This window comes from Streptomyces sp. NPDC048002 (assembly GCF_040653275.1).
Classification (GTDB): Bacteria; Actinomycetota; Actinomycetes; order Streptomycetales; family Streptomycetaceae; genus Streptomyces.
In genome coordinates, this window is record NZ_JBEZNL010000017.1 from 82,852 (window position 1) to 100,682 (window position 17,831).

The window sequence follows — 17,831 nt, forward strand, 5'->3', positions numbered from 1 at the left end:
TCGGCCCCCGCCGTCAGAAGACCCGAAGGGGTGAGGGGTCAGGCCTGCTCGGCCTCGGCGGCGGGAGCCTCGGCAGCGGGGGCCTCGGCAGCGGCGTCGGCGGCGGGCGCCTCAGCCTCGGCGGCGGCGGGCGCCTCGGCGGCCGGGGCCTCCTCGGCCTTCTTCTCGCCCTCGAGCAGGTCGCGCTCCCACGCGGCGAGCGGCTCGCCCGCGCCCTTGTCACCCTTGTCGCCGGTGGCGACGCCGGAACGGGCGATGAGGCCCTCGGCGACGGCGTCGGCGATCACACGGGTGAGCAGGGTGACGGAGCGGATCGCGTCGTCGTTGCCCGGGATCTTGTAGTCGACCTCGTCGGGGTCGCAGTTGGTGTCGAGGATGGCGACGACCGGGATGTTGAGCTTCCGGGCCTCGCCGACCGCGATGTGCTCCTTCTTGGTGTCCACGATCCAGACGGCGCTGGGCACCTTGGACATCTCGCGGATACCACCGAGGGTCTTCTCCAGCTTGGCCTTCTCACGCGAGAGGACCAGGAGCTCCTTCTTGGTCAGACCCGAAGCGGCGACGTCCTCGAAGTCGATCTGCTCAAGCTCCTTGAGGCGCTGCAGACGCTTGTAGACGGTGGAGAAGTTGGTGAGCATGCCGCCCAGCCAGCGCTGGTTGACGTAGGGCATGCCGACGCGGGTGGCCTGCTCGGCGATGGCCTCCTGCGCCTGCTTCTTCGTGCCGACGAACATGACCGTGCCGCCGTGGGCGACGGTCTCCTTGACGAACTCGTAGGCGCGGTCGATGTACGACAGCGACTGGAGCAGGTCGATGATGTAGATGCCGTTGCGCTCGGTGAAGATGAAGCGCTTCATCTTCGGGTTCCAGCGACGGGTCTGGTGACCGAAGTGGACGCCGCTCTCCAGCAGCTCCCGCATCGTGACGACGGCCATGGCCGTATCTCCTTGATTTTCTCGGTTGTGCCGCGGGTGCCGGACGGCTCCCGCGCCTGACGCCCACATGCGCCGTGCCACGAAGGACCGAGGAGCGCTGACACAGGTCGTTGAACCGACCCGATGCCGGGGCGTGCGAAGTCGACCCGGTGACCCGGATCGCCAGAAGAAGTGTACGGGACCGGGAAGGCGCCGGGTGACGCCGCTCTCCACAAGCGGACGGCCGTCCACAGTTCGCGCCATGATCGGCGGGGCGCGGGGAGCCTTGGGGGATGCGAGCGAAACGATGTGCGCGTACGGCGACGGCGGTGGCGTCGGCCTTACTGGCGCTGCTCTGCCTCACGCGGCCCGGTACTTCCCTGCCCGGTACTTCCCTGCCCGGTACTTCCCTGCCCGGTACGGCGCTGCCCGGTACGGCGCTGCCCGGCACGGGCTCCGGTCACCCGCCGCCCCGCACCGCGACGGACCCCGTCCCGGCCGACGCCGACGTGGTTCCTCCGGTGGCCGCCGACGCGGTTCGTGCGGTGGCCGCCGACGCGGTTCGTCCCGCGGCCACCGACACGGTTCGTCCCGCGGCCACCGAAATGATTCGTCCCGTGGCCACCGAAATGATTCGTCCCGCGGCCGCCGACACGGTTCGTCCCGTGGCCACCGACACGGTTCGTCCCGTGGCCGCCGAGGTGGTTCCTCCGGTGGCCGAAACCTGGCCGGTCCCCGGCCCCAGGGTCCTGCGCTCCTGGGACCCGCCACCCACGCCGTACGCCCGGGGCCACCGGGGCGTGGACCTGGCGGCCGCGCCGGGTACGCCGGTGCGCGCCGTCGCGGCGGGGCGGGTGTCCTTCGCCGGCCGGGTGGCGGGCCGAGGGGTCGTCTCGGTCGAACTGTCGGGCACCGGCAGCCCGCCCCTGCGGACGACGTACGAGCCGGTCACCCCGAGGGTGCGCGAGGGCGAGGAGGTGGTGGCGGGCCAGGTGGTCGGCGCGGTGACGGGACCGGCGTCCCACTGCCCGGCGACCTGCCTCCACTGGGGCCTGCTGAGGGGCGAGGTCTACCTGGACCCCTTGGCCCTGCTCCCACCGCACCTGCTGAACCGGGGGCCGTCGAGACTCCTGCCGGTGCTGGGGGTACCACTGCCGTGACGCCAGGCGGACGGGCCCCCGGATACCGGCCGACGGGGCTTCAGCCCCGCACCCCCCGCAGCGCCATCGACACCGCCGCGTCCGTGATCGACGCGGGGTCCTCCGCCGCGCCCAGTTCGATCCGGCGGACCGCCGCGTCCACGACCCCCTGCAACAGCATCGCGGCGAGCCGCGGCTCCGCGTGCCCCATCTCCCGCAGCGCCTCGACGATCATCGCGACGAGCCCGCCGTGCGCGGCACGGATCTTCTCCCGGGCGCCCGCGTCCAGCTCGCTCGCGGAGATGGCGACCACGGCCCGGTGCCGGCGGTCCCCCACCAGCGCCAGCTGGGCCCGCACATACGCCTCGACCTTGTCCTCGGACGACGAGGCCCGCTCCATCGCCGCGGAGACCTCCGCCGCCCAGACCGGGAAGTCGACCTCGCACAGCTCCTCGACCACGGCGGCCCGCGACCGGAAGTACTCGTACACGGACGACCGCGCGAGCCCCGTCCGCTCGGCGAGGGCCGGGAACGTCAGCGCCTCCGTCCCGCCCTCGGACAGCAGGGAACGAGCCGCGTCCAGCAGGGCGGCTCGCTGCATCGACCGGTGCTCGGCCACGGAGGCCGCTCGAATCCTTGGCACGCCGTCCACTCTACGGACGCGCCGCCCGCGACGGGAGTGGCTCCGCGGGCCGGCCCGCTCACCGGCCGAAACTCGCCAGCTTCGCGCGCAGCTGGAGCACCGACTTGGTGTGGATCTGACTGACCCGGCTCTCGGTGACGCCCAGCACGTTCCCGATCTCGGCGAGGGTGAGCCCCTCGTAGTAGTACAGCGTCACCACGGTCTTCTCCCGGTCGGGCAGCGTGTTGATCGCCCGGGCCAGGAACCTCCGCAGCTCCCGGTCCTCGGCCACCTCGACGGGGTTGTCCGCCGCGGTGTCCTCCAAGGTGTCCATGACGCTGAGGCCGTCCCCGCCCTCACCCCCGACATGCAGCAGCTCCTCCAGCGCCACCACGTTGGCCAGCGACAACTGGCTGAAGACGGAGTGGAGTTCGTCCACCCCGATACCCATCTCGGCGGCCACCTCGATCTCCGACGGTGTCCGCCTCAGCCGCGCCTCCAGCGTCGCGTAGGCCCGCTCCACGTTGCGCGCCTTCTGCCGCACCGAGCGCGGGATCCAGTCGAGCGCCCGCAGTTCGTCGATCATCGCGCCGCGGATCCGGGTGATCGCGTACGTCTCGAACTTGATCTCGCGACCGATGTCGAACTTCTCGATGGCGTCGATCAGTCCGAACACCCCCGAGGACACGAAATCGGCCTGCTCCACGTTGGGCGGCAGTCCGACGCTGACCCGCCCGGCCACGTACTTCACCAGCGGCGAGTAGTGCAGGATCAGCTGCTCGCGCAGCCGCTCGTCCCCCGTCGCCTTGTACGACCGCCACAGCTCGTCGAGCGTCGAGGGAGCGGGCGGCCGCACGCTGCCACCGTCGCGGGCGGCTGGGGGGATCGCCGCCCGGTCGGACCCGGAGGTGTGCTGGGGCATTCGTCGCCTTGTGCCGTTCTGCCGTGAAGTGCGGGTGCCTGGGTGAGCTGTCGGTCTGGTACGGGTCTGCTGGAGAGTTGCCGGTCTGCACCGGAATCCACGTGAGCGTAGCGTGACTGGAGTGTCGCGGTGCGCGAAGACGGGGGTGGGGAGCGTGCGCAGATACGTTCCGCTGGGCGCCCCCTCGAGACTTGGCGGTTGCTCTGCGTGATCGGCCCGGAGCGTCAACTGCGGGAATTTGCAAGGGCTTCACGGTTCCCCCGGACGGCCGAACACGCTCGGTCAGTATCGATCTCGATCCCGCCGGATCGAGATCACCGCTTGGCGTGTCAACTTCCAGCCGTCGCCGTGTCGTTCGACGAATCCAAGTGCTCGGAGTTCGTACAGCCGGGCGACGGCGTCGTCGGGTGTGGTCGCGGCGGAGCGGGCGATCTCGTCGGGCGGGGCCGCGCGGCCGGCGGGCAGGGCGTTCAGCACGCTGCGGGCGCCGGGTTCCAGCAGGTCCCGCGGGAGGACGGGTCCGCGTCGGTCCGGTGCCAGCTCCCCCATCTCGCCGACCAGTTCGACGACTTCCGCGGCGTCGGTGACCAGGACGGCGTCCGCGCGCAGCAGTTCGTGCACCCCCGCCGAGAGGCCGCTGGTGACGGGCCCCGGTACCCCCATCGTGTGCCGTCCGAGGCGCTGCGCCGCCCGCGCGGTGGCCAGCGAGCCGCTGCGCAGGGCGGCCTCGACGACCACGGTGCCCCGGGTGAGCGCGGCGATCACCCGGTTGCGGACGATGAACCTGCTCGGTGTCGGATGCTCACCGGGCGGCAACTCCCCGATCACGAGCCCCTGTTCCGCGATCCTGTTGATCAACTGGGTGTGTCCGCGCGGATAGGGTCGGTCCACACCGCAGGCCAGCACGGCGACCGTGGCGCCGCCGGAGGCCAGGGCCCCGCGATGGGCGGCCCCGTCGATGCCGTACGCCCCGCCGGAGACCACCACCCACCCCCGCTCGGCCAGACCGGCGGCGAGGGTGGCCGCCGTATGGGCGCCGTACTCCGTGCAGGCCCGCGCGCCCACGACGGCGACCGAGCGCAGCGCCCACATCCGCAGTCCGGCCGGCCCGCGCACCCAGAGGCCCACGGGACGCGCGTCCCCCAGGTCGTCCAGTTGCCGCGGCCATTCCGCGGAGCCCGGGCGGACGAACCGCACCCCCGCCTCCCGGGCCACGGCGAGGGCCTGTCCGGGAACGATCCGCTCAGCGCGGGCCCGCAGCCCGTCCCAGCGCCGCTCGCTCACCCCGTCGAGCCGGGCGCCGCTCCCCCGCAGGCTGCGGGCGACCTCCCGGACGCCCAGCTCCCGCAGCCACCGGCCCCCGGTCTCGTCCCCGGGCTCCAGTACCTGGGTGAGGAAGACCCGGTCGTGGAGTTCGCCGTCCGTGTCCGGCTCTCCGCTCACGTCAACGCCCCGATCGCCAGGGGCACCCCACGGGGGACCCCGGTGCGCAGTTGCAGGGCGAGGGCCACGTCCGCCGCGTCGGGCCGTTCGTGGCCCATCAGGTCGGCGACGGTCCAGGCGACCCTGAGGACCCGGTCCAGTCCGCGGACCGTCAGCACTCCCCGCTCCAGACCCCGCTCGGCCTCGTCCATCGCGCCGGCGGCGGGCCGGAAGCGGCTGCGCAGTTCGCGGCCGGGGACCTCGCTGTTCGTCCGCCAGGGTGTGCCGGCCAGCCGGGCCGCGGCCCGGTCCCTGGCCGCCAGGACCCGGGCGGCCACCGTCGCCGTGGACTCCCCCGCGACCGGCCCGCCGGTGAGTTCGGCGCGGGTGACCCGGTCGACCTCGACCCGCAGGTCGACCCGGTCGAGCAGCGGCCCGGACAGCCGGGCCTGGTAGCGGCGGATCGCGGCGGGCGGGCACTCGCACAGGGCGTCGTGCCGCGAGAAGCGGCCGCACGGGCAGGGGTTGGCCGCGAGCACCATCAGGAATCTCGCCGGGAACCGCACGACACCGGCGCTGCGCGCGATCACGACGTGCCCGGACTCCAGCGGCTGCCGCAGCGCGTCGAGGGCGTGGCTGCTGAACTCGGGGGTCTCGTCCAGGAACAGCACGCCCCGGTGGGCGAGCGAGACGGCGCCCGGCCGGGCGATGCCGGGGCCGCCGCCGACCAGTGCCTGCATCGTCGCCGAGTGGTGCGGGGCGCAGTAGGGCGCCTCGTCGATCAGGGGTTTGCCGGCGGGCAGCAGTCCGGCCACCGAGTGGACCGCGGTCACCTCCAGGGACTCCTCCCTGACCAGCCGCGGCAGGATGGCGGGCAGCCGTTCGGCGAGCATCGTCTTGCCCGCCCCGGGCGGCCCTTCGAGGAAGAGATGGTGTCCGCCGGCCGCGGCGACCTCCACGGCCGTACGGGCCGCGTGCTGGCCCACGACGTCGGCGAGATCGTGGGCGGCCTCCTGCTGCGCCGCTCCGGGACTGTGCATCCCGGTGGCCGCGCCGGCCCCGGGCACCCGCAGTCCGGCGAGCAGCGGATCGGGTCGGCCGGGATCGTCCGGTTCCTCCTCGGGCACGGGTCCGTCGGTGAGCACGGCGATCAGCTGGCGCAGACTGCGCACGCCCAGTACGGACACGCCCGGCACCAGGGACGCCTCGGCGGCGGAGCACTCGGGCACGACGACCTGCGCGTAGCCCGCCTCGGCCGCGGCGAGTACCGCGGGGAGGATGCCGCGCACGGGCCGCACCCGGCCGTCCAGGCCCAGTTCCCCGATCATCACGATGTCGGCGAGGACCCGTGGATCGATCCGCTCGGCGGCCCCCAGCACCGCGCAGGCGACCGCCAGGTCGAAACCGCTGCCGCCCTTGGGCACGGACGCCGGGCTGAGCCCCACCGTCAGCTTCTTCTGCGGCCAGCCGGCGCCGGAGTTGACCACCGCCGCGCGGACCCGGTCCCGGCTCTCGGTCAGGCTCTTGTCCGGCAGGCCGACCAGGGTGAACGCGGCGACGCCCGGTTCGAGGTCGGCCTGGACCTCGACGACCACGCCCTCCACCCCGACGAGGGCCACCGCGCACGTACGTGCGAAGGCCATCACGCCACCCCCCGCACATGGTCGACCACGGGGGCGCCCCGCCGGGGCAGGAGCACGCCGACCAGGTCGATGCGGACGCCGCCGGGCGGGGCCCCGCCATGGGCCTGGGTCCAGCGTTCGGCCAGGTCCCTCAGGCGTTGTGCCTTCTCCGGGGTGACCGCGGCCATCGGGTGTTCGAAGCGGCCGCCCCGGCGGGTCTTCACCTCGCAGACGACCAGCGCGTCCCCGTCCCGCGCCACGATGTCGATCTCACCGGTCCGGCCGCAGCGCCAGTTGCGCTCCAGGACCGTCATCCCGGCCTCGGCCAGCCGTCGTGCGGCCAGCCCTTCCCCGTACCTGCCCAGTGCGTTGCGTGCGTTCATGTCGGCACCACCTCCGGCACCGACGATCAGTCATCCGCCACCAAGAAGTGGATCTTGGTGGACGGATCACCGCTTGTGGAAAACTCCGTCACCCGCCCGGGAGCTCCAGATCGCTCTTGTTCAGCTCCTCGATGTTCACGTCCTTGAACGTGAGCACGCGTACCTGCTTCACGAAGCGGGCCGGCCGGTACATGTCCCAGACCCAGGCGTCCGCCATGGACACCTCGAAGAAGACCTCACCCTGGACCGAGTGCACCTGCATCTCGTAGTCGTTGGTCAGGTAGAAGCGTCGCTCGGTCTCGATCACGTATTTGAACAGACCGACGACATCGCGGTACTCCCGGTAGAGCTTCAGCTCCATCTCGGTCTCGTACTTCTCGAGGTCCTCGGCGCTCATGGCATGTTCCCCTTCAGCCGTGCGATCCCACCATTGTGCGCCAGCCCCGCTCGCCTCTAGACGATTTCGGTGTCAAGGGTCACGGGCCGGGCCGGGGGACCTTCGTCGAGCAGCCGGCGCAGCAGCTCGGCGAGTCTGGTCGGATACACCGTCTCATGGGCCCGGGTCAGTTCCTGGCACGTCCACCAACGCGCTCCGGCGACGCTGCGCCGCTCCAGTTCGGTGAGGCCCGCCGCGTTCGGCACCACGTCCGGCGTACCGGACGTCCGGGCCAGGTAGTACCACTCGTCCTGGTCCCAGCGGCGCCCCGCGAACGGGAACGAGCACTGCCGGCGCCACAGCACCGGCCCGAGTGCGACCTCGGTGATGCCGGTCTCCTCCGCCAGTTCCCTGAGCGCGGCCTGCTCCCGGGTCTCGTCGCCCTCGACGCCCCCGCCCGGGGTGAACCACCAGTCGTCACCGGTGTCGTCCGGCTCGTGCCCGTGCAGCAGGAGGATGCGGTCCTCGGCGTCCAGCAGCACCACCCGGGCGACCTTGCGCATCCCGCCCGTGTAGGTGTCCTCAGCGTGCACCCGCGGGCTCCGCCCCGGCCCGGGAACGCCCGCCCAGCCGCTTCGCCACGGGCCCGTAGGCAGCTCCGCCGAGCACCAGCAGCGCGCCCGCCACGATCAGGGCGCCCATCGCGCGCAGCGGGCCCGGCGAGGAGAGCGCGCCCAGCTTCTCGAAGCCCGTGGCGGGCTCCAGCATGCCGTCCATCGGCCAGACCACGGCGTCGACCCGGGCCGTCACGGCGTCCCTCGACACCGTGCCGCTCGCAGCGTCCGCGAGGTGGGCCGTGGAGTCCAGCGAGCCGTGCCGCTCGTCGCCGAGCAGGAACAGGCGCCCCTCGGGCACCGTCACGGTCGGGAAGTCCGTGATCTCGGCGAGGCTGCCCTCGGGCAGATACGGTTCGTCGATCTTCTTGCCGTCGACCGTCAGCCGGCCGTCGGTGCAGCAGGCCACGGTGTCACCGCCCACGGCCACGACCCGCTTGAGCACCGGGGCGTTCGCCCAGGTCTCGTCCTTGAAGACCACGACGTCGCCGCGGCGTATCTCGTCGCCGTCGACCCGCTCGGCCAGGACCCGGTCACCGGCGCCGATCGTCGGCGTCATCGAGGTGGTGGGCACGGTGTAGGGCCGGTAGACCACGGCCGCCCAGCCGAAACCGCCCAGGAACAGCACCATGCCCAGCGCCACGGCAAGACCGGACAGTCGCTGTCCGGTCCTGCTGCCCGCCGGGCCGTTGCCTCCACCGCTCGGCGGGGCCGTACGCGTCGTGCTCTCACCACCCATGGGTCCGCACCCTACCCGGGGGTACGCCCCCGGGTCAGCCCATGGTCGGGATCACTCGGCGCCCTGGCGGGAGCGCCGCCGGCGCCACAGGGCGATCGGCAGGACCCCGGCGAGGGCGAGCCCCTCGGGTGCCACGGCGGCCGTCCGCGCGCTGAGGTTCTGGTCGAAGGTGTCCGGGACCGGGAGCGTGTCCCAGCGGTTCACGGGCCAGGCGATCACGATGGCGCGCCCGACGACCTCGTCGACCGGGACCATGCCCTTGTTGGCGTCCGCCTGGTTGTAGCGCGAGTCCCTGGAGTTCTGCCGGTGGTCGCCCATGACCCAGATGAAGCCCTCGGGGACCTTCACCTTGAACTGGCCGCCCGCGTCGTCGACGGTGCACGGGGTGTTGCCCGGGTAGACGTACGACGTCTCGTTCAGCGCCTTGCCGTTGACCTTCAGCGGGCCGGTGCCCTTGCACTCGACCGTGTCGCCGCCGACGCCCACGACCCGCTTGATGAGGTCCTTCTCCTCCGCGGACGGCATCAGGCCGATCCAGCTGAGGAAGGTCTGAAAGGCGTTGGGGTCGGGCGTGGGCTCGCCGGCCAGCCAGTTGTCGGGGTCGTGGAAGACGACCACCTCGCCACGGTCCGGCTCGGAGCCGAACCACGGGGTGAGCTTGTCGACCAGGACCCGGTCGCCCTGCTGGAGCGTGTTCTGCATCGAGTCCGACGGGATGGAGAACGCCTGCACCAGGAACGTCTTGATCAGCAGCGCCAGCACCAGCGCGATACCGATCAGGATCGGCAGCTCCTTCCAGAAGGAGCGGGGCTTCTTCGCCGCGGGGGCCGAGTCGCCCGGCCCTCCGCCGTCCGTGCCGGTGCGCTCCCCGGCCGTCGTGCCGTCCTCGGCCGGACCGGAGTCACTCCCGGAGGTCATGGCGCCGTCCGCGGCCGGGTCGGCCGCGCCCGCGGGGCGCCCGCGGTCCTCTCCGTCGTGCCCGGATCGTGCGCCAACCGCCACATCCCCCACGCCTGCTCCTTACTCTGTGCCGCTGCCTGCCCCAGAGACGGCGCAGGCCCACCACTCCCATAACGAGCGGGAGTTCCGCAGGGGTCGGGAGTCGCAAAGTTCCGTTCGGATCGTCGGGGGCAACCCTATGCGACGGCTGGGGAGACGCGGTCGACCCGGTACCCGAGTCGGCGAGGGCGGCGTAGGTTTTCGGCTCGTCCAGGGTGCCCCAGCGGCCGAGCGGCCAGGCGATGACCATGGCCCGCCCCACCACCTCGTCCTCGGAGACGGTGCCGCCGTTCTGGTCCTGGTGGGCACGGGAGTCGGCGGAGTCGGCGCGGTGGTCCCCCATCACCCACAGCCGGCCCTGCGGGACGGTGATGTCGAACTCGGACTGCGAGGGGGCGTTGCCGGGGAAGAGGTAGTCCTCCTCCAGGGGGACGCCGTTGACGGTGACCCGGCCCTGTGCGTCGCAGCACTTGACCCGGTCGCCGCCCACCCCGACGACCCGCTTGATGAGGTCCTTCTCGTTGTCCGAGGGCAGCAGGCCGATGAAGGTGAGTCCTTCCTTCACCTGCTTGATGACGACGGGGTCGTCCTTCTTGGCGGTGGGCTGCTCGTCCTGGAGCCAGCCGCCGGGGTCCTTGAAGACGACGACGTCCCCGCGCTCGGGCTTGGAACCGAACCAGGGGGTGAGCTTGTCGACCAGGACGCGGTCGCCGATCTGGATCGTCTGTTCCATCGAGCCGGACGGGATGACGAACGCCTGGACCAGGAACGTCTTCAGGACCAGGGCGATGAGCACCGCGACGCCGACGAGGAGCGGGATCTCCTTGATCGCACTGCGCCGGCGGCGGCGCTTGACCTTGCGCTGGAGCTTGCGCCGCTCCGCGCGGGAACGTCCGTCGCCCCCCGCGAAGGCGCGCCGGGAGCCGGTGGGCAGGAGGTTCTCGGCGGCGCTGCTGGGTGCTCCGCGCGGCTTGCCGCGGTTACCCATGGCCACCGTCCGGGCCGGGCACGCGCGCGTAGGCGTCCGGCCGCTCCAGGCGGGTCCAGTGCGAGCTGGGCCACAGGATCCAGTCGGCCCGGCCGATGACCGCGTCGACGGGGATCATGCCGCCGCCCGGGGAGCCGAGGTGGTCGCGGGTGTCGCTGGAGGCACTGCGGTGGTCGCCGAGGACGAGGAGGGTGCCCTCGGGCACCACGAGGTCGAAGTCCACGCCGGAGGCTTCGTCCCCGGGGTACAGGAACGCCGACTCGTCGACCGACCGGCCGTTCACCTGGATCCTCCCCTCCGTGTCGCAGCAGACCACATGGTCCCCGCCCACACCGACAACGCGCTTGATGTAGTCGGCGTCCCCGAAATACCCGCTTCCGTCGAAGACCACGACGTCGCCCCGCTGCGGCCGGCCACCAAAACGGTACGCCAACTTATTTACGAGAACGCGGTCCCCGATCCTCAATCCCCGCTCCATGGATCCGCTGGGGATCTGGAACGGCTGGAGCACGAAGGTGCTGAGCAGGACCAGGAAGAGCAGGCAGAGCAGCAGGGTCAGGGTGATCCGCCCGCCGGGCACCCAGTCGGCGACCCACTGCCCCAACGCGAAACGCGACCGTCCCTCCGGCCCTCCCGGATCCGAGGTCTCCTCGGGTGCGGCAGGGCGGGAGGAGCGGTCGCGCTCCGTCGGCTGTGCTTCGGTGTCCATCGGGGCCAGATGCTATCCGGCCCCGCTGTGACGTTCCGAAGGCGCTCAGTTGTCGCGCTTCTCCTTGATCTTCGCGGCCTTGCCGCGGAGCTCACGGAGGTAGTACAGCTTGGCGCGACGCACGTCACCGCGGGTGACGAGCTCGATCTTCTCCACGATCGGGGTGTGCACCGGGAAGGTGCGCTCGACGCCGACGGAGAAGGAGACCTTGCGGACCGTGAAGGTCTCGCGGACACCGGCGCCCTGGCGGCGGATCACAACGCCCTTGAACTGCTGCACACGGGAGCGGTTGCCCTCGATGACGCGGACGTGGACGTTGACGGTGTCACCCGGGCGGAAGGCCGGGACGTCGCTGCGCAGCGACGAGGCGTCGACGGAGTCGAGCAGGTGAGACATTTCGTCTGCTTTCTTCGCCCATGCCACAGGTCATGAGCGGGAGCTAGGTTCTTCTGAGGATGCCGTGCCCGTCGGGGCGGGCGTCGTGTCCCCCCATGGCAGGGGCGCACGCCGGACGACACAACAGCGACCTATTCTTCCACGGGGTCCGGCCTGCGCCAAAATCGGCCGTACGGCTCCCCCTGCGGATCGGGGGCCCAGCCCAGGATGGAGAGCATCTCGCGGTCCTTCTTGTCGAAGGAGGCGGGGGCGGTGCCCTCGATCAGGTCGGGCCGGTGGGCGGTGGTGCGCCGGAGGGCCTCGTCGCGCCGCCAGCGGGCGATCTTCCCGTGGTGACCGCTGAGCAGCACGTCGGGGATGCCCCGGCCGCGCCACTCCGGCGGCTTGGTGTAGACGGGACCTTCCAGCAGGCTCGCCATGGCGCCGGGCGCGAAGGAGTCGTCGCGGTGGGACTCGGCGTTGCCGAGGACGCCGGGCAGCAGCCGGGCCACGGCCTCCGTGATCACCAGTACGGCGGCCTCCCCGCCGGCGAGGACGTAGTCGCCGATGGAGACCTCGTACACCGGCATCCGGGTCGCGTACTCGTCGACGACCCGCCGGTCGATGCCCTCGTAGCGGGCCGGGGTGAAGATCAGCCAGGGGCGCTCGGAGAGTTCCACGGCGAGTTCCTGGGTGAAGGGGCGGCCGCTGGGGGTGGGCACGATGAGCGCGGGTCCGTGGGAACCGGTCTCGTAGCCCTCCGCGAGGACGGTGTCGAGCGCGTCGCCCCAGGGGTCGGTCTTCATGACCATGCCGGGGCCGCCGCCGTAGGGCGTGTCGTCGACCGTGTTGTGCCGGTCGTAGGTCCAGCCCCGCAGGTCGTGGACCCGCACGTCGAGCCGGCCGCGGGCGCGTGCCTTGCCGACGAGGGAGACGTTCAGGGGTTCCAGGTACTCGGGGAAGATCGTGACGACGTCGAGGCGCATCAGGACTCGTCCCGGGTGGAGTCGATCTCCGCGCGGTCGTCGATCAGGCCGGGCGGCGGGTCGATGACGGCCTTCTGCTCCGCCAGGTCGATCTCGACGACGATCTGCTCGACGAACGGGACCATCACCTCGCTGCCGTCGGGCCGCTCGACGATGAACAGGTCCTGCGAGGGCAGGTGCGAGATCTCGGTGATCCGGCCGACCTCGACGCCGTCCTTGGTCACCACGTCCAGGTCCATCAGCTGGTGGTCGTAGTACTCGTCCTCCTCCTCGGGCAGTTCGTCGGGGTCGACGTCGGCGATGAGGAGGATGTTGCGCAGGGCTTCGGCGGCGGTGCGGTCGCGCACGCCCTCGAAGCGCAGCAGCAGCCGGCCGCTGTGCACCCGGCCGGTCTCGATGGTGAGGGGTCCCGCCGCTGCGGGATCGGTGGCCAGCACGGCCCCGGGGCCGAGCCTCAGTTCCGGCTCGTCGGTACGTACCTCGACGGTGACCTCACCCTTGATGCCGTGGGCGCGGCCGATCCGGGCGACTACGAGCTGCACTTTTCGAAGATCTCCTGTCGTACGTACGACTGCGGGCCGGGGACGGCACAGTGGCCCTCCCCGGCCCGAGCCGGTGCTGCGTTCGGCGTCAGCGGACGTGGTCCACGTCGACGAGGTCGACGCGTACACCACGGCCGCCGATGGCGCCCACGACGGTGCGCAGAGCGCGTGCGGTGCGGCCGTTGCGGCCGATCACCTTGCCGAGGTCGTCGGGGTGGACCCGGACCTCCAGCACGCGTCCGCGGCGCAGGTTGCGGGAAGCGACCTGCACATCGTCAGGGTTGTCGACGATGCCCTTCACGAGGTGCTCGAGAGCCTCCTCGAGCATGCTCAGGCCTCGGCCGACGCGGACTCGGCGGCGGCCTCGTCCTTCTTCTCCGCCTTCTTCTTCTGGGTGATGGCCTCACCCTTGCCCTCGTCGTCGCCGCCCAGGGCGTCGAAGGAGGGGCGCGCCTTCTTGGGCTCGGCGACGAGCAGCGGAGCCGGGGCGGGCTCGCCCTTGAACTTCTGCCAGTCGCCGGTCTTCTTCAGGATGGCGAGGACGGGCTCGGTCGGCTGCGCGCCGACACCCAGCCAGTACGCGACGCGGTCGGCGTCCACCTCGATGACCGACGGGTTGTAGGTCGGGTGGTACTTGCCGATCTCCTCGATCGCACGGCCGTCACGGCGGGTGCGGGAGTCGGCGACGACGATGCGGTAGTGAGGCGAACGGATCTTGCCCAGACGCTTCAGCTTGATCTTGACTGCCACGGGAGTGGGTTCTCCTGGTTTTGACGTGGTTGGGCACGGCGAGACTGCCGCGTGGGGATGCGGTACCCGAGTGCCCGATGGACGCGTCAGCCGGAGGAGAGAGGGGTCCTGTGCGACTGTCGAGTACAGCTAGCCATTGTGCCACACCCCGCGGACCCCGGTGGACCGGGGCCGGGTGGGGGCGGGCATGACTGAGGCGCACCCGGCGTGGAGGTGAGACACGTCGGGTGCGCTGCCCCGAATCACCGGGGTGTCCGCCTCGGCGTCACCCCGGCACGGCCCGGCCCGCCGAACGCACCGACAGCCACGAGATGCCGGTACTCGGCCGGTGGGTCACGCCGCGCCCGCGACCTCGGGGATCCGGAAGGGCTTGCCGCAGCCGCCGCAGACGATCGGGGCCTGGGCCAGGACCGAGGGGACGACACGGACGTTGCGGCCGCAGTCGCAGACCGCCTTGACCCGTACGCCGCCACCGGAGGAGCCGTGCCGGGCCGCGGGTCCGCGGAAGCTGCGGGCCGTGTCGGCGGAGGTCGCCGCCGTGTGCGCCTTCAGGGCGCGCTGGAGGCGCTCGATCGTCGGACGGTAGCGGCGCTTGGCCTCCGGATTGAGCGTGACCAGCGAGAAACCGCTGCTCGGATGGGGTTCGTCGGGGTGGTCCAGGCCCAGTTCCTCGGCGATGGCCAGGAATCTGCGGTTGTGGTACCGGCCGGCGCGGGAGGTGTCGCGGACCCCACGGGCGGCGGCGATGCCGTGCACCGCCTCATGGAGAAGGCGCTCGAAGGAGAGCTCGTGCCCGCACGCGGACGACGACTCTCCGATCAGTGATTCCGGTGCGGCGAGATCGGGCAGCTCGGGGTGGTGCCGCTGAATGTCGGCCCACGCCTGCGCCAGTTCCGCGGCGAGAACAGGTGGTGTCTGTGTCGTGCTCACGTAATGACAACGAGCCGGAGTGCCCGTGTGTTCCGATTCCGGGCCATCCCAAATAATTTGCACGTACCCGTCAGTTGCCGCTGATGCGTCGCGACGAGGGCGGGTGCGCTGATCTGCGGAGAACCCTCGCAGCTCCTACCAAGCCGGTGCGTAGCCTGACGTACGCACCGGCGCGTAGGCCGCCTCCGCGCGCCGGGGTACCAGTGTGCCGCAGAGACGCAAGAGGTGTTTCGGCCGCTCTCGCGTCGGCCGCCTGGCCTCAGAAGGCGCTCAGTAGGCGCGCGCGACGATCGCGACGTTACCGGGGGCGTCCTCGTCGTCCGGCACCGACCCGTCCTCGGCGAGCAGACACCGTACGGTCACCGAGTGCTCGGCCAGCTTCGCCTCGCCCTCCGCGCCCAGCGCCGACCAGGGGATGCGCGCCCAGCCGTGCGCGGCGGCCTCGATCGCCTCGTCCGGGGTGGAGACCTCGACCGTGCGGGACTCCCGCCGCTGCCGGGACTGCTCCAGCAGCAGCGCCTGGTCCTCCTCCAGGATCCCCGGCAGCAGCTCCGCCAGGGCGTCGACGGCCACCGGCTCCTTGCCCCCGGGAATCCGGCGGGCCAGCATCGCGGTGCCGTTCTCCAGGTCGCGCGGCCCGATCTCGATCCGTACCGGCACGCCCTTGAGCTCCCAGTCCACCGCGCGCCGCCCGAAGGGGGTGTCGGTGCGGTCGTCGACGCGGACCCGGAGGCCCGCCGCCCGCAGCCGGTCGCCGATCTCGTGGACCTTGGCCAGAACCGCCTCGTCGCCCTTGATCGCGAGGACGACGACCTGGGTCTGCGCCAGCCGCGGCGGGACCCGCAGCCCGTCGTCGTCCCCGTGCGTCATCACGAGCGCGCCGATCATGCGGGTGGTCGAGCCCCAGGAGGTCTGCCAGACCAGCTCCTGCCTGCCCTCCTTCGACAGGTACGTCGTGTTGAACGCGCGGGCGAAGTTCTGGCCCAGCTCATGGCTGGTGACCATCTGCAAGGCCTTGCCGTCGCCCATCATGCTCTCCAGCGTGAGGGTGTTGACGGCTCCGGCGAACCGCTCCTTGACCGTCTTGCGACCGGAGACGAAGTCCATCGCGAGGACGTTGCGCAGGAAGTCGCCGTAGACCTCGCGCTGGATGTGCGCGGCGAAGTCGCGGGCCTCCTCGTAGGTGGCGTGCGCGGTGTGGCCCTCCTGCCACAGGAACTCCGTCGTCCGCAGGAACAGCCGGGGCCTCAGCTCCCAACGCACCACGTTCGCCCACTGGTTGATCAGCAGGGGCAGATCGCGGTAGCTCTGCACCCACTTGGAGAAGTAGTCGTTGACGATCATCTCGGAGGTGGGCCGGACGACCGCCGGCTCCTCCAGCTCCTTGCCGCCCCCGTGCGTGACCACGGCCAGTTCGGGCGCGAAGCCCTCGACGTGGTCGGCCTCCCTGGCGAAGTACGACTGCGGGATCAGCAGCGGGAAGTACGCGTTCTGGGTGCCCGTCTCCTTGATGCGGGCGTCCATCTCCGCCTGCATCCGCTCCCACAGCCCGTACCCGTACGGTCGGATCACCATGGTGCCGCGCACCGGCCCGTTGTCGGCCAGCTCGGCCTTGTTGATCAGATCCTGGTACCAGCGCGGGAAGTCATCGGCCCGCGGGGTCAGTACGGGTGCTTTCGCCATGGCGTGATGGTACGGGCCCACGTTGCCGGGATGTGAATTCTTGCCACAGGCACGGTCCAGCCCCAAGCAGGGCCCGACGACCCCTGGACGCGGGGTCGAGGGCGGAGTTACCTGGCATACGGGGGAAGAACGAGCGCACGTCACGGGGGCACTGGAAACGGCACAAAGGCAACTCTCGGCGGATTGGGGCGCTTTCGATGACACCTACGCTCGTGCGGCAGCACCTGTTCCACACGGGACCGCCGTCCCGCGTGGACCTGTGGGCACGCGCGCGTGACTGGTCCGAGATCCAGGAGCGGATGCTGGTCCCGCTCTACGAGGCGGTCTACGAACGGCTCGAAGTAGGGCCCGGCACACGGCTCCTGGGGCTCGGATGCGGCTCCGGGCTCGCCCTGCTGATGGCGGCGGGCCGGGGAGCGTCCGTCACCGGCGTCGAGTCCTCCTCCCCCGAGCGGCTCGCCCTGGCCCGGCAGCGGCTGCTGCCCGAGCCGTGGGGCGCGGGCGCGCGTACGGACGTCCGGCTGGTGGCCGGCTCACCGGCGGACGCGGCCGACGCGGAGACGCCCGCGTTCGGCCTGGTGACCGCGTTCGAGCCGATCGGCAGCCGGACGGGCGACCCGGACGGGCTCGGTGACCTGCTGGCCGCGGCACGGCCGCTCGCCGGGCGCGGGGCGCCGGTGGTGCTGGCGGGCTGGGGTCCGCCGGAACGCTGCACCACGCTCTCCGTGCTGCGGGCGACCACCGGACCGGACGATCCACCCCGCCGCACCGCCGGCCGGGACGGTCTGGAGGAGGTCGCCGAGCGGGCCGGACTGCGCCCGGACGGCTCCGGACGCGTCGCGTGCCCCTTCGGGTACGCCGACGCGGAGAGCGCGGTCCGCGGCCTGCTGTCGACCGGCCTGTTCGACGCGGCGCTCGCGACGGCCGATCCGGCGCAGGTCGACAAGGAGCTGACGGAAGCCCTGCACCCGTACCAGCGGCCGGACGGGACCGTCTGGATGCCGAACGTCTTCCGGTACCTGATCGCCCGCGTGCCCTGAGGCCGCGCGGCCGGGTGGAAGAGTTCCTGGAAACGCACGTGTGAATGGTGTGAAGAATGCGGGACCGGGGCCGTCT

General features: G+C 71.7%; 21 protein-coding genes. 2 read left to right on the forward strand and 19 right to left on the reverse strand.

Annotation, left to right across the window (positions count from 1 at the left end):
* Positions 1-38: 38 nt before the first annotated feature.
* Entirely contained in the window at positions 39-935 is an 897-nt protein-coding gene (gene rpsB / locus AB0E07_RS21660; protein WP_362254388.1) for a 30S ribosomal protein S2, read from the reverse strand.
* 608 nt (positions 936-1,543) lie between these two features.
* On the opposite strand from rpsB, the gene AB0E07_RS21665 reads away from it, so the two are divergent.
* Complete coding sequence (locus tag AB0E07_RS21665) at positions 1,544-2,074, forward strand: M23 family metallopeptidase (RefSeq protein WP_362254576.1); 531 nt, start codon at positions 1,544-1,546, stop codon at positions 2,072-2,074.
* 40 nt (positions 2,075-2,114) lie between these two features.
* Here AB0E07_RS21665 and AB0E07_RS21670 read toward each other — a convergent pair whose 3' ends face one another.
* The 18 genes from AB0E07_RS21670 to proS form a co-directional block, all read right to left on the reverse strand.
* On the reverse strand, positions 2,115-2,672 hold the full coding sequence (locus tag AB0E07_RS21670; protein WP_362254578.1) for a helix-turn-helix domain-containing protein: 558 nt from the start codon (positions 2,670-2,672) through the stop codon (positions 2,115-2,117).
* Positions 2,673-2,754: 82 nt separating this feature from the next.
* Entirely contained in the window at positions 2,755-3,597 is an 843-nt protein-coding gene (gene whiG / locus AB0E07_RS21675; protein WP_362254391.1) for an RNA polymerase sigma factor WhiG, read from the reverse strand.
* Between the two features lie 282 nt (positions 3,598-3,879).
* The gene (gene dprA / locus AB0E07_RS21680; protein WP_362254394.1) at positions 3,880-5,040 is read right to left on the reverse strand and encodes a DNA-processing protein DprA; all 1,161 of its coding nucleotides are present in this window, start codon (positions 5,038-5,040) and stop codon (positions 3,880-3,882) included.
* Positions 5,037-6,662, reverse strand: a complete 1,626-nt coding sequence (locus AB0E07_RS21685; protein ID WP_362254396.1) for a YifB family Mg chelatase-like AAA ATPase — start codon at positions 6,660-6,662, stop codon at positions 5,037-5,039. Before AB0E07_RS21685 ends, dprA begins: the two co-directional genes overlap by 4 nt.
* Positions 6,662-7,024, reverse strand: a complete 363-nt coding sequence (locus AB0E07_RS21690) for a YraN family protein (RefSeq protein WP_362254399.1) — start codon at positions 7,022-7,024, stop codon at positions 6,662-6,664. The genes AB0E07_RS21685 and AB0E07_RS21690 overlap by 1 nt, the downstream gene beginning before the upstream one ends.
* A gap of 88 nt (positions 7,025-7,112) precedes the next feature.
* A complete protein-coding gene (locus tag AB0E07_RS21695; RefSeq protein ID WP_003965949.1) occupies positions 7,113-7,421 on the reverse strand; it encodes a DUF2469 domain-containing protein in 309 nt (102 codons plus the stop codon).
* 56 nt (positions 7,422-7,477) lie between these two features.
* Complete coding sequence (locus tag AB0E07_RS21700; RefSeq protein WP_362254582.1) at positions 7,478-7,963, reverse strand: NUDIX hydrolase; 486 nt, start codon at positions 7,961-7,963, stop codon at positions 7,478-7,480.
* 19 nt (positions 7,964-7,982) lie between these two features.
* On the reverse strand, positions 7,983-8,753 hold the full coding sequence (gene lepB / locus AB0E07_RS21705) for a signal peptidase I (protein WP_362254401.1): 771 nt from the start codon (positions 8,751-8,753) through the stop codon (positions 7,983-7,985).
* A 51-nt stretch (positions 8,754-8,804) separates the two neighbouring features.
* On the reverse strand, positions 8,805-9,764 hold the full coding sequence (gene lepB / locus AB0E07_RS21710) for a signal peptidase I (RefSeq protein WP_362254404.1): 960 nt from the start codon (positions 9,762-9,764) through the stop codon (positions 8,805-8,807).
* Positions 9,655-10,740: a signal peptidase I gene (gene lepB / locus AB0E07_RS21715; RefSeq protein ID WP_362254408.1), complete on the reverse strand. Its 1,086-nt coding sequence runs from the start codon at positions 10,738-10,740 to the stop codon at positions 9,655-9,657. Before lepB (AB0E07_RS21715) ends, lepB (AB0E07_RS21710) begins: the two co-directional genes overlap by 110 nt.
* On the reverse strand, positions 10,733-11,449 hold the full coding sequence (gene lepB / locus AB0E07_RS21720; RefSeq protein ID WP_362254411.1) for a signal peptidase I: 717 nt from the start codon (positions 11,447-11,449) through the stop codon (positions 10,733-10,735). The genes lepB (AB0E07_RS21715) and lepB (AB0E07_RS21720) overlap by 8 nt, the downstream gene beginning before the upstream one ends.
* A 45-nt stretch (positions 11,450-11,494) precedes the next feature.
* Positions 11,495-11,845 carry a 50S ribosomal protein L19 gene (gene rplS, locus AB0E07_RS21725; protein ID WP_112472274.1) on the reverse strand — a complete coding sequence of 117 codons (351 nt, stop codon included), beginning with the start codon at positions 11,843-11,845 and terminating at the stop codon, positions 11,495-11,497.
* A gap of 131 nt (positions 11,846-11,976) precedes the next feature.
* Positions 11,977-12,810: a tRNA (guanosine(37)-N1)-methyltransferase TrmD gene (gene trmD / locus AB0E07_RS21730; RefSeq protein WP_362254416.1), complete on the reverse strand. Its 834-nt coding sequence runs from the start codon at positions 12,808-12,810 to the stop codon at positions 11,977-11,979.
* On the reverse strand, positions 12,810-13,352 hold the full coding sequence (gene rimM, locus AB0E07_RS21735) for a ribosome maturation factor RimM (protein WP_362254420.1): 543 nt from the start codon (positions 13,350-13,352) through the stop codon (positions 12,810-12,812). The genes trmD and rimM overlap by 1 nt, the downstream gene beginning before the upstream one ends.
* 88 nt (positions 13,353-13,440) lie before the next feature.
* Positions 13,441-13,680: an RNA-binding protein gene (locus AB0E07_RS21740; protein ID WP_003973401.1), complete on the reverse strand. Its 240-nt coding sequence runs from the start codon at positions 13,678-13,680 to the stop codon at positions 13,441-13,443.
* A 2-nt stretch (positions 13,681-13,682) separates the two neighbouring features.
* A complete protein-coding gene (rpsP, locus tag AB0E07_RS21745; RefSeq protein WP_362254423.1) occupies positions 13,683-14,102 on the reverse strand; it encodes a 30S ribosomal protein S16 in 420 nt (139 codons plus the stop codon).
* A gap of 333 nt (positions 14,103-14,435) precedes the next feature.
* Positions 14,436-15,032, reverse strand: a complete 597-nt coding sequence (locus tag AB0E07_RS21750; RefSeq protein ID WP_362254425.1) for a hypothetical protein — start codon at positions 15,030-15,032, stop codon at positions 14,436-14,438.
* 270 nt (positions 15,033-15,302) lie between these two features.
* A complete protein-coding gene (gene proS, locus AB0E07_RS21755; RefSeq protein ID WP_362254428.1) occupies positions 15,303-16,715 on the reverse strand; it encodes a proline--tRNA ligase in 1,413 nt (470 codons plus the stop codon).
* 197 nt (positions 16,716-16,912) lie between these two features.
* Between proS and AB0E07_RS21760 the strand changes: the two genes are divergently transcribed.
* Entirely contained in the window at positions 16,913-17,755 is an 843-nt protein-coding gene (locus AB0E07_RS21760; RefSeq protein ID WP_362254431.1) for an SAM-dependent methyltransferase, read from the forward strand.
* The last annotated feature ends 76 nt before the right edge of the window (positions 17,756-17,831 follow it).

What these genes read in the sequence shown, in the direction of transcription:
- rpsB (WP_362254388.1), bottom strand. Translation starts at nt 935, where the DNA reads ATGGCCGTCGTCACGATGCGGGAGCTGCTGGAGAGCGGCGTCCACTTC.
- AB0E07_RS21665 (WP_362254576.1), top strand. Translation starts at nt 1,544, where the DNA reads ATGATTCGTCCCGCGGCCGCCGACACGGTTCGTCCCGTGGCCACCGAC.
- whiG (WP_362254391.1), bottom strand. Translation starts at nt 3,597, where the DNA reads ATGCCCCAGCACACCTCCGGGTCCGACCGGGCGGCGATCCCCCCAGCC.
- AB0E07_RS21685 (WP_362254396.1), bottom strand. Translation starts at nt 6,662, where the DNA reads ATGGCCTTCGCACGTACGTGCGCGGTGGCCCTCGTCGGGGTGGAGGGC.
- AB0E07_RS21690 (WP_362254399.1), bottom strand. Translation starts at nt 7,024, where the DNA reads ATGAACGCACGCAACGCACTGGGCAGGTACGGGGAAGGGCTGGCCGCA.
- AB0E07_RS21695 (WP_003965949.1), bottom strand. Translation starts at nt 7,421, where the DNA reads ATGAGCGCCGAGGACCTCGAGAAGTACGAGACCGAGATGGAGCTGAAG.
- AB0E07_RS21700 (WP_362254582.1), bottom strand. Translation starts at nt 7,963, where the DNA reads ATGCGCAAGGTCGCCCGGGTGGTGCTGCTGGACGCCGAGGACCGCATC.
- lepB (WP_362254401.1), bottom strand. Translation starts at nt 8,753, where the DNA reads ATGGGTGGTGAGAGCACGACGCGTACGGCCCCGCCGAGCGGTGGAGGC.
- lepB (WP_362254408.1), bottom strand. Translation starts at nt 10,740, where the DNA reads ATGGGTAACCGCGGCAAGCCGCGCGGAGCACCCAGCAGCGCCGCCGAG.
- lepB (WP_362254411.1), bottom strand. Translation starts at nt 11,449, where the DNA reads ATGGACACCGAAGCACAGCCGACGGAGCGCGACCGCTCCTCCCGCCCT.
- rplS (WP_112472274.1), bottom strand. Translation starts at nt 11,845, where the DNA reads ATGTCTCACCTGCTCGACTCCGTCGACGCCTCGTCGCTGCGCAGCGAC.
- trmD (WP_362254416.1), bottom strand. Translation starts at nt 12,810, where the DNA reads ATGCGCCTCGACGTCGTCACGATCTTCCCCGAGTACCTGGAACCCCTG.
- AB0E07_RS21740 (WP_003973401.1), bottom strand. Translation starts at nt 13,680, where the DNA reads ATGCTCGAGGAGGCTCTCGAGCACCTCGTGAAGGGCATCGTCGACAAC.
- proS (WP_362254428.1), bottom strand. Translation starts at nt 16,715, where the DNA reads ATGGCGAAAGCACCCGTACTGACCCCGCGGGCCGATGACTTCCCGCGC.
- AB0E07_RS21760 (WP_362254431.1), top strand. Translation starts at nt 16,913, where the DNA reads ATGACACCTACGCTCGTGCGGCAGCACCTGTTCCACACGGGACCGCCG.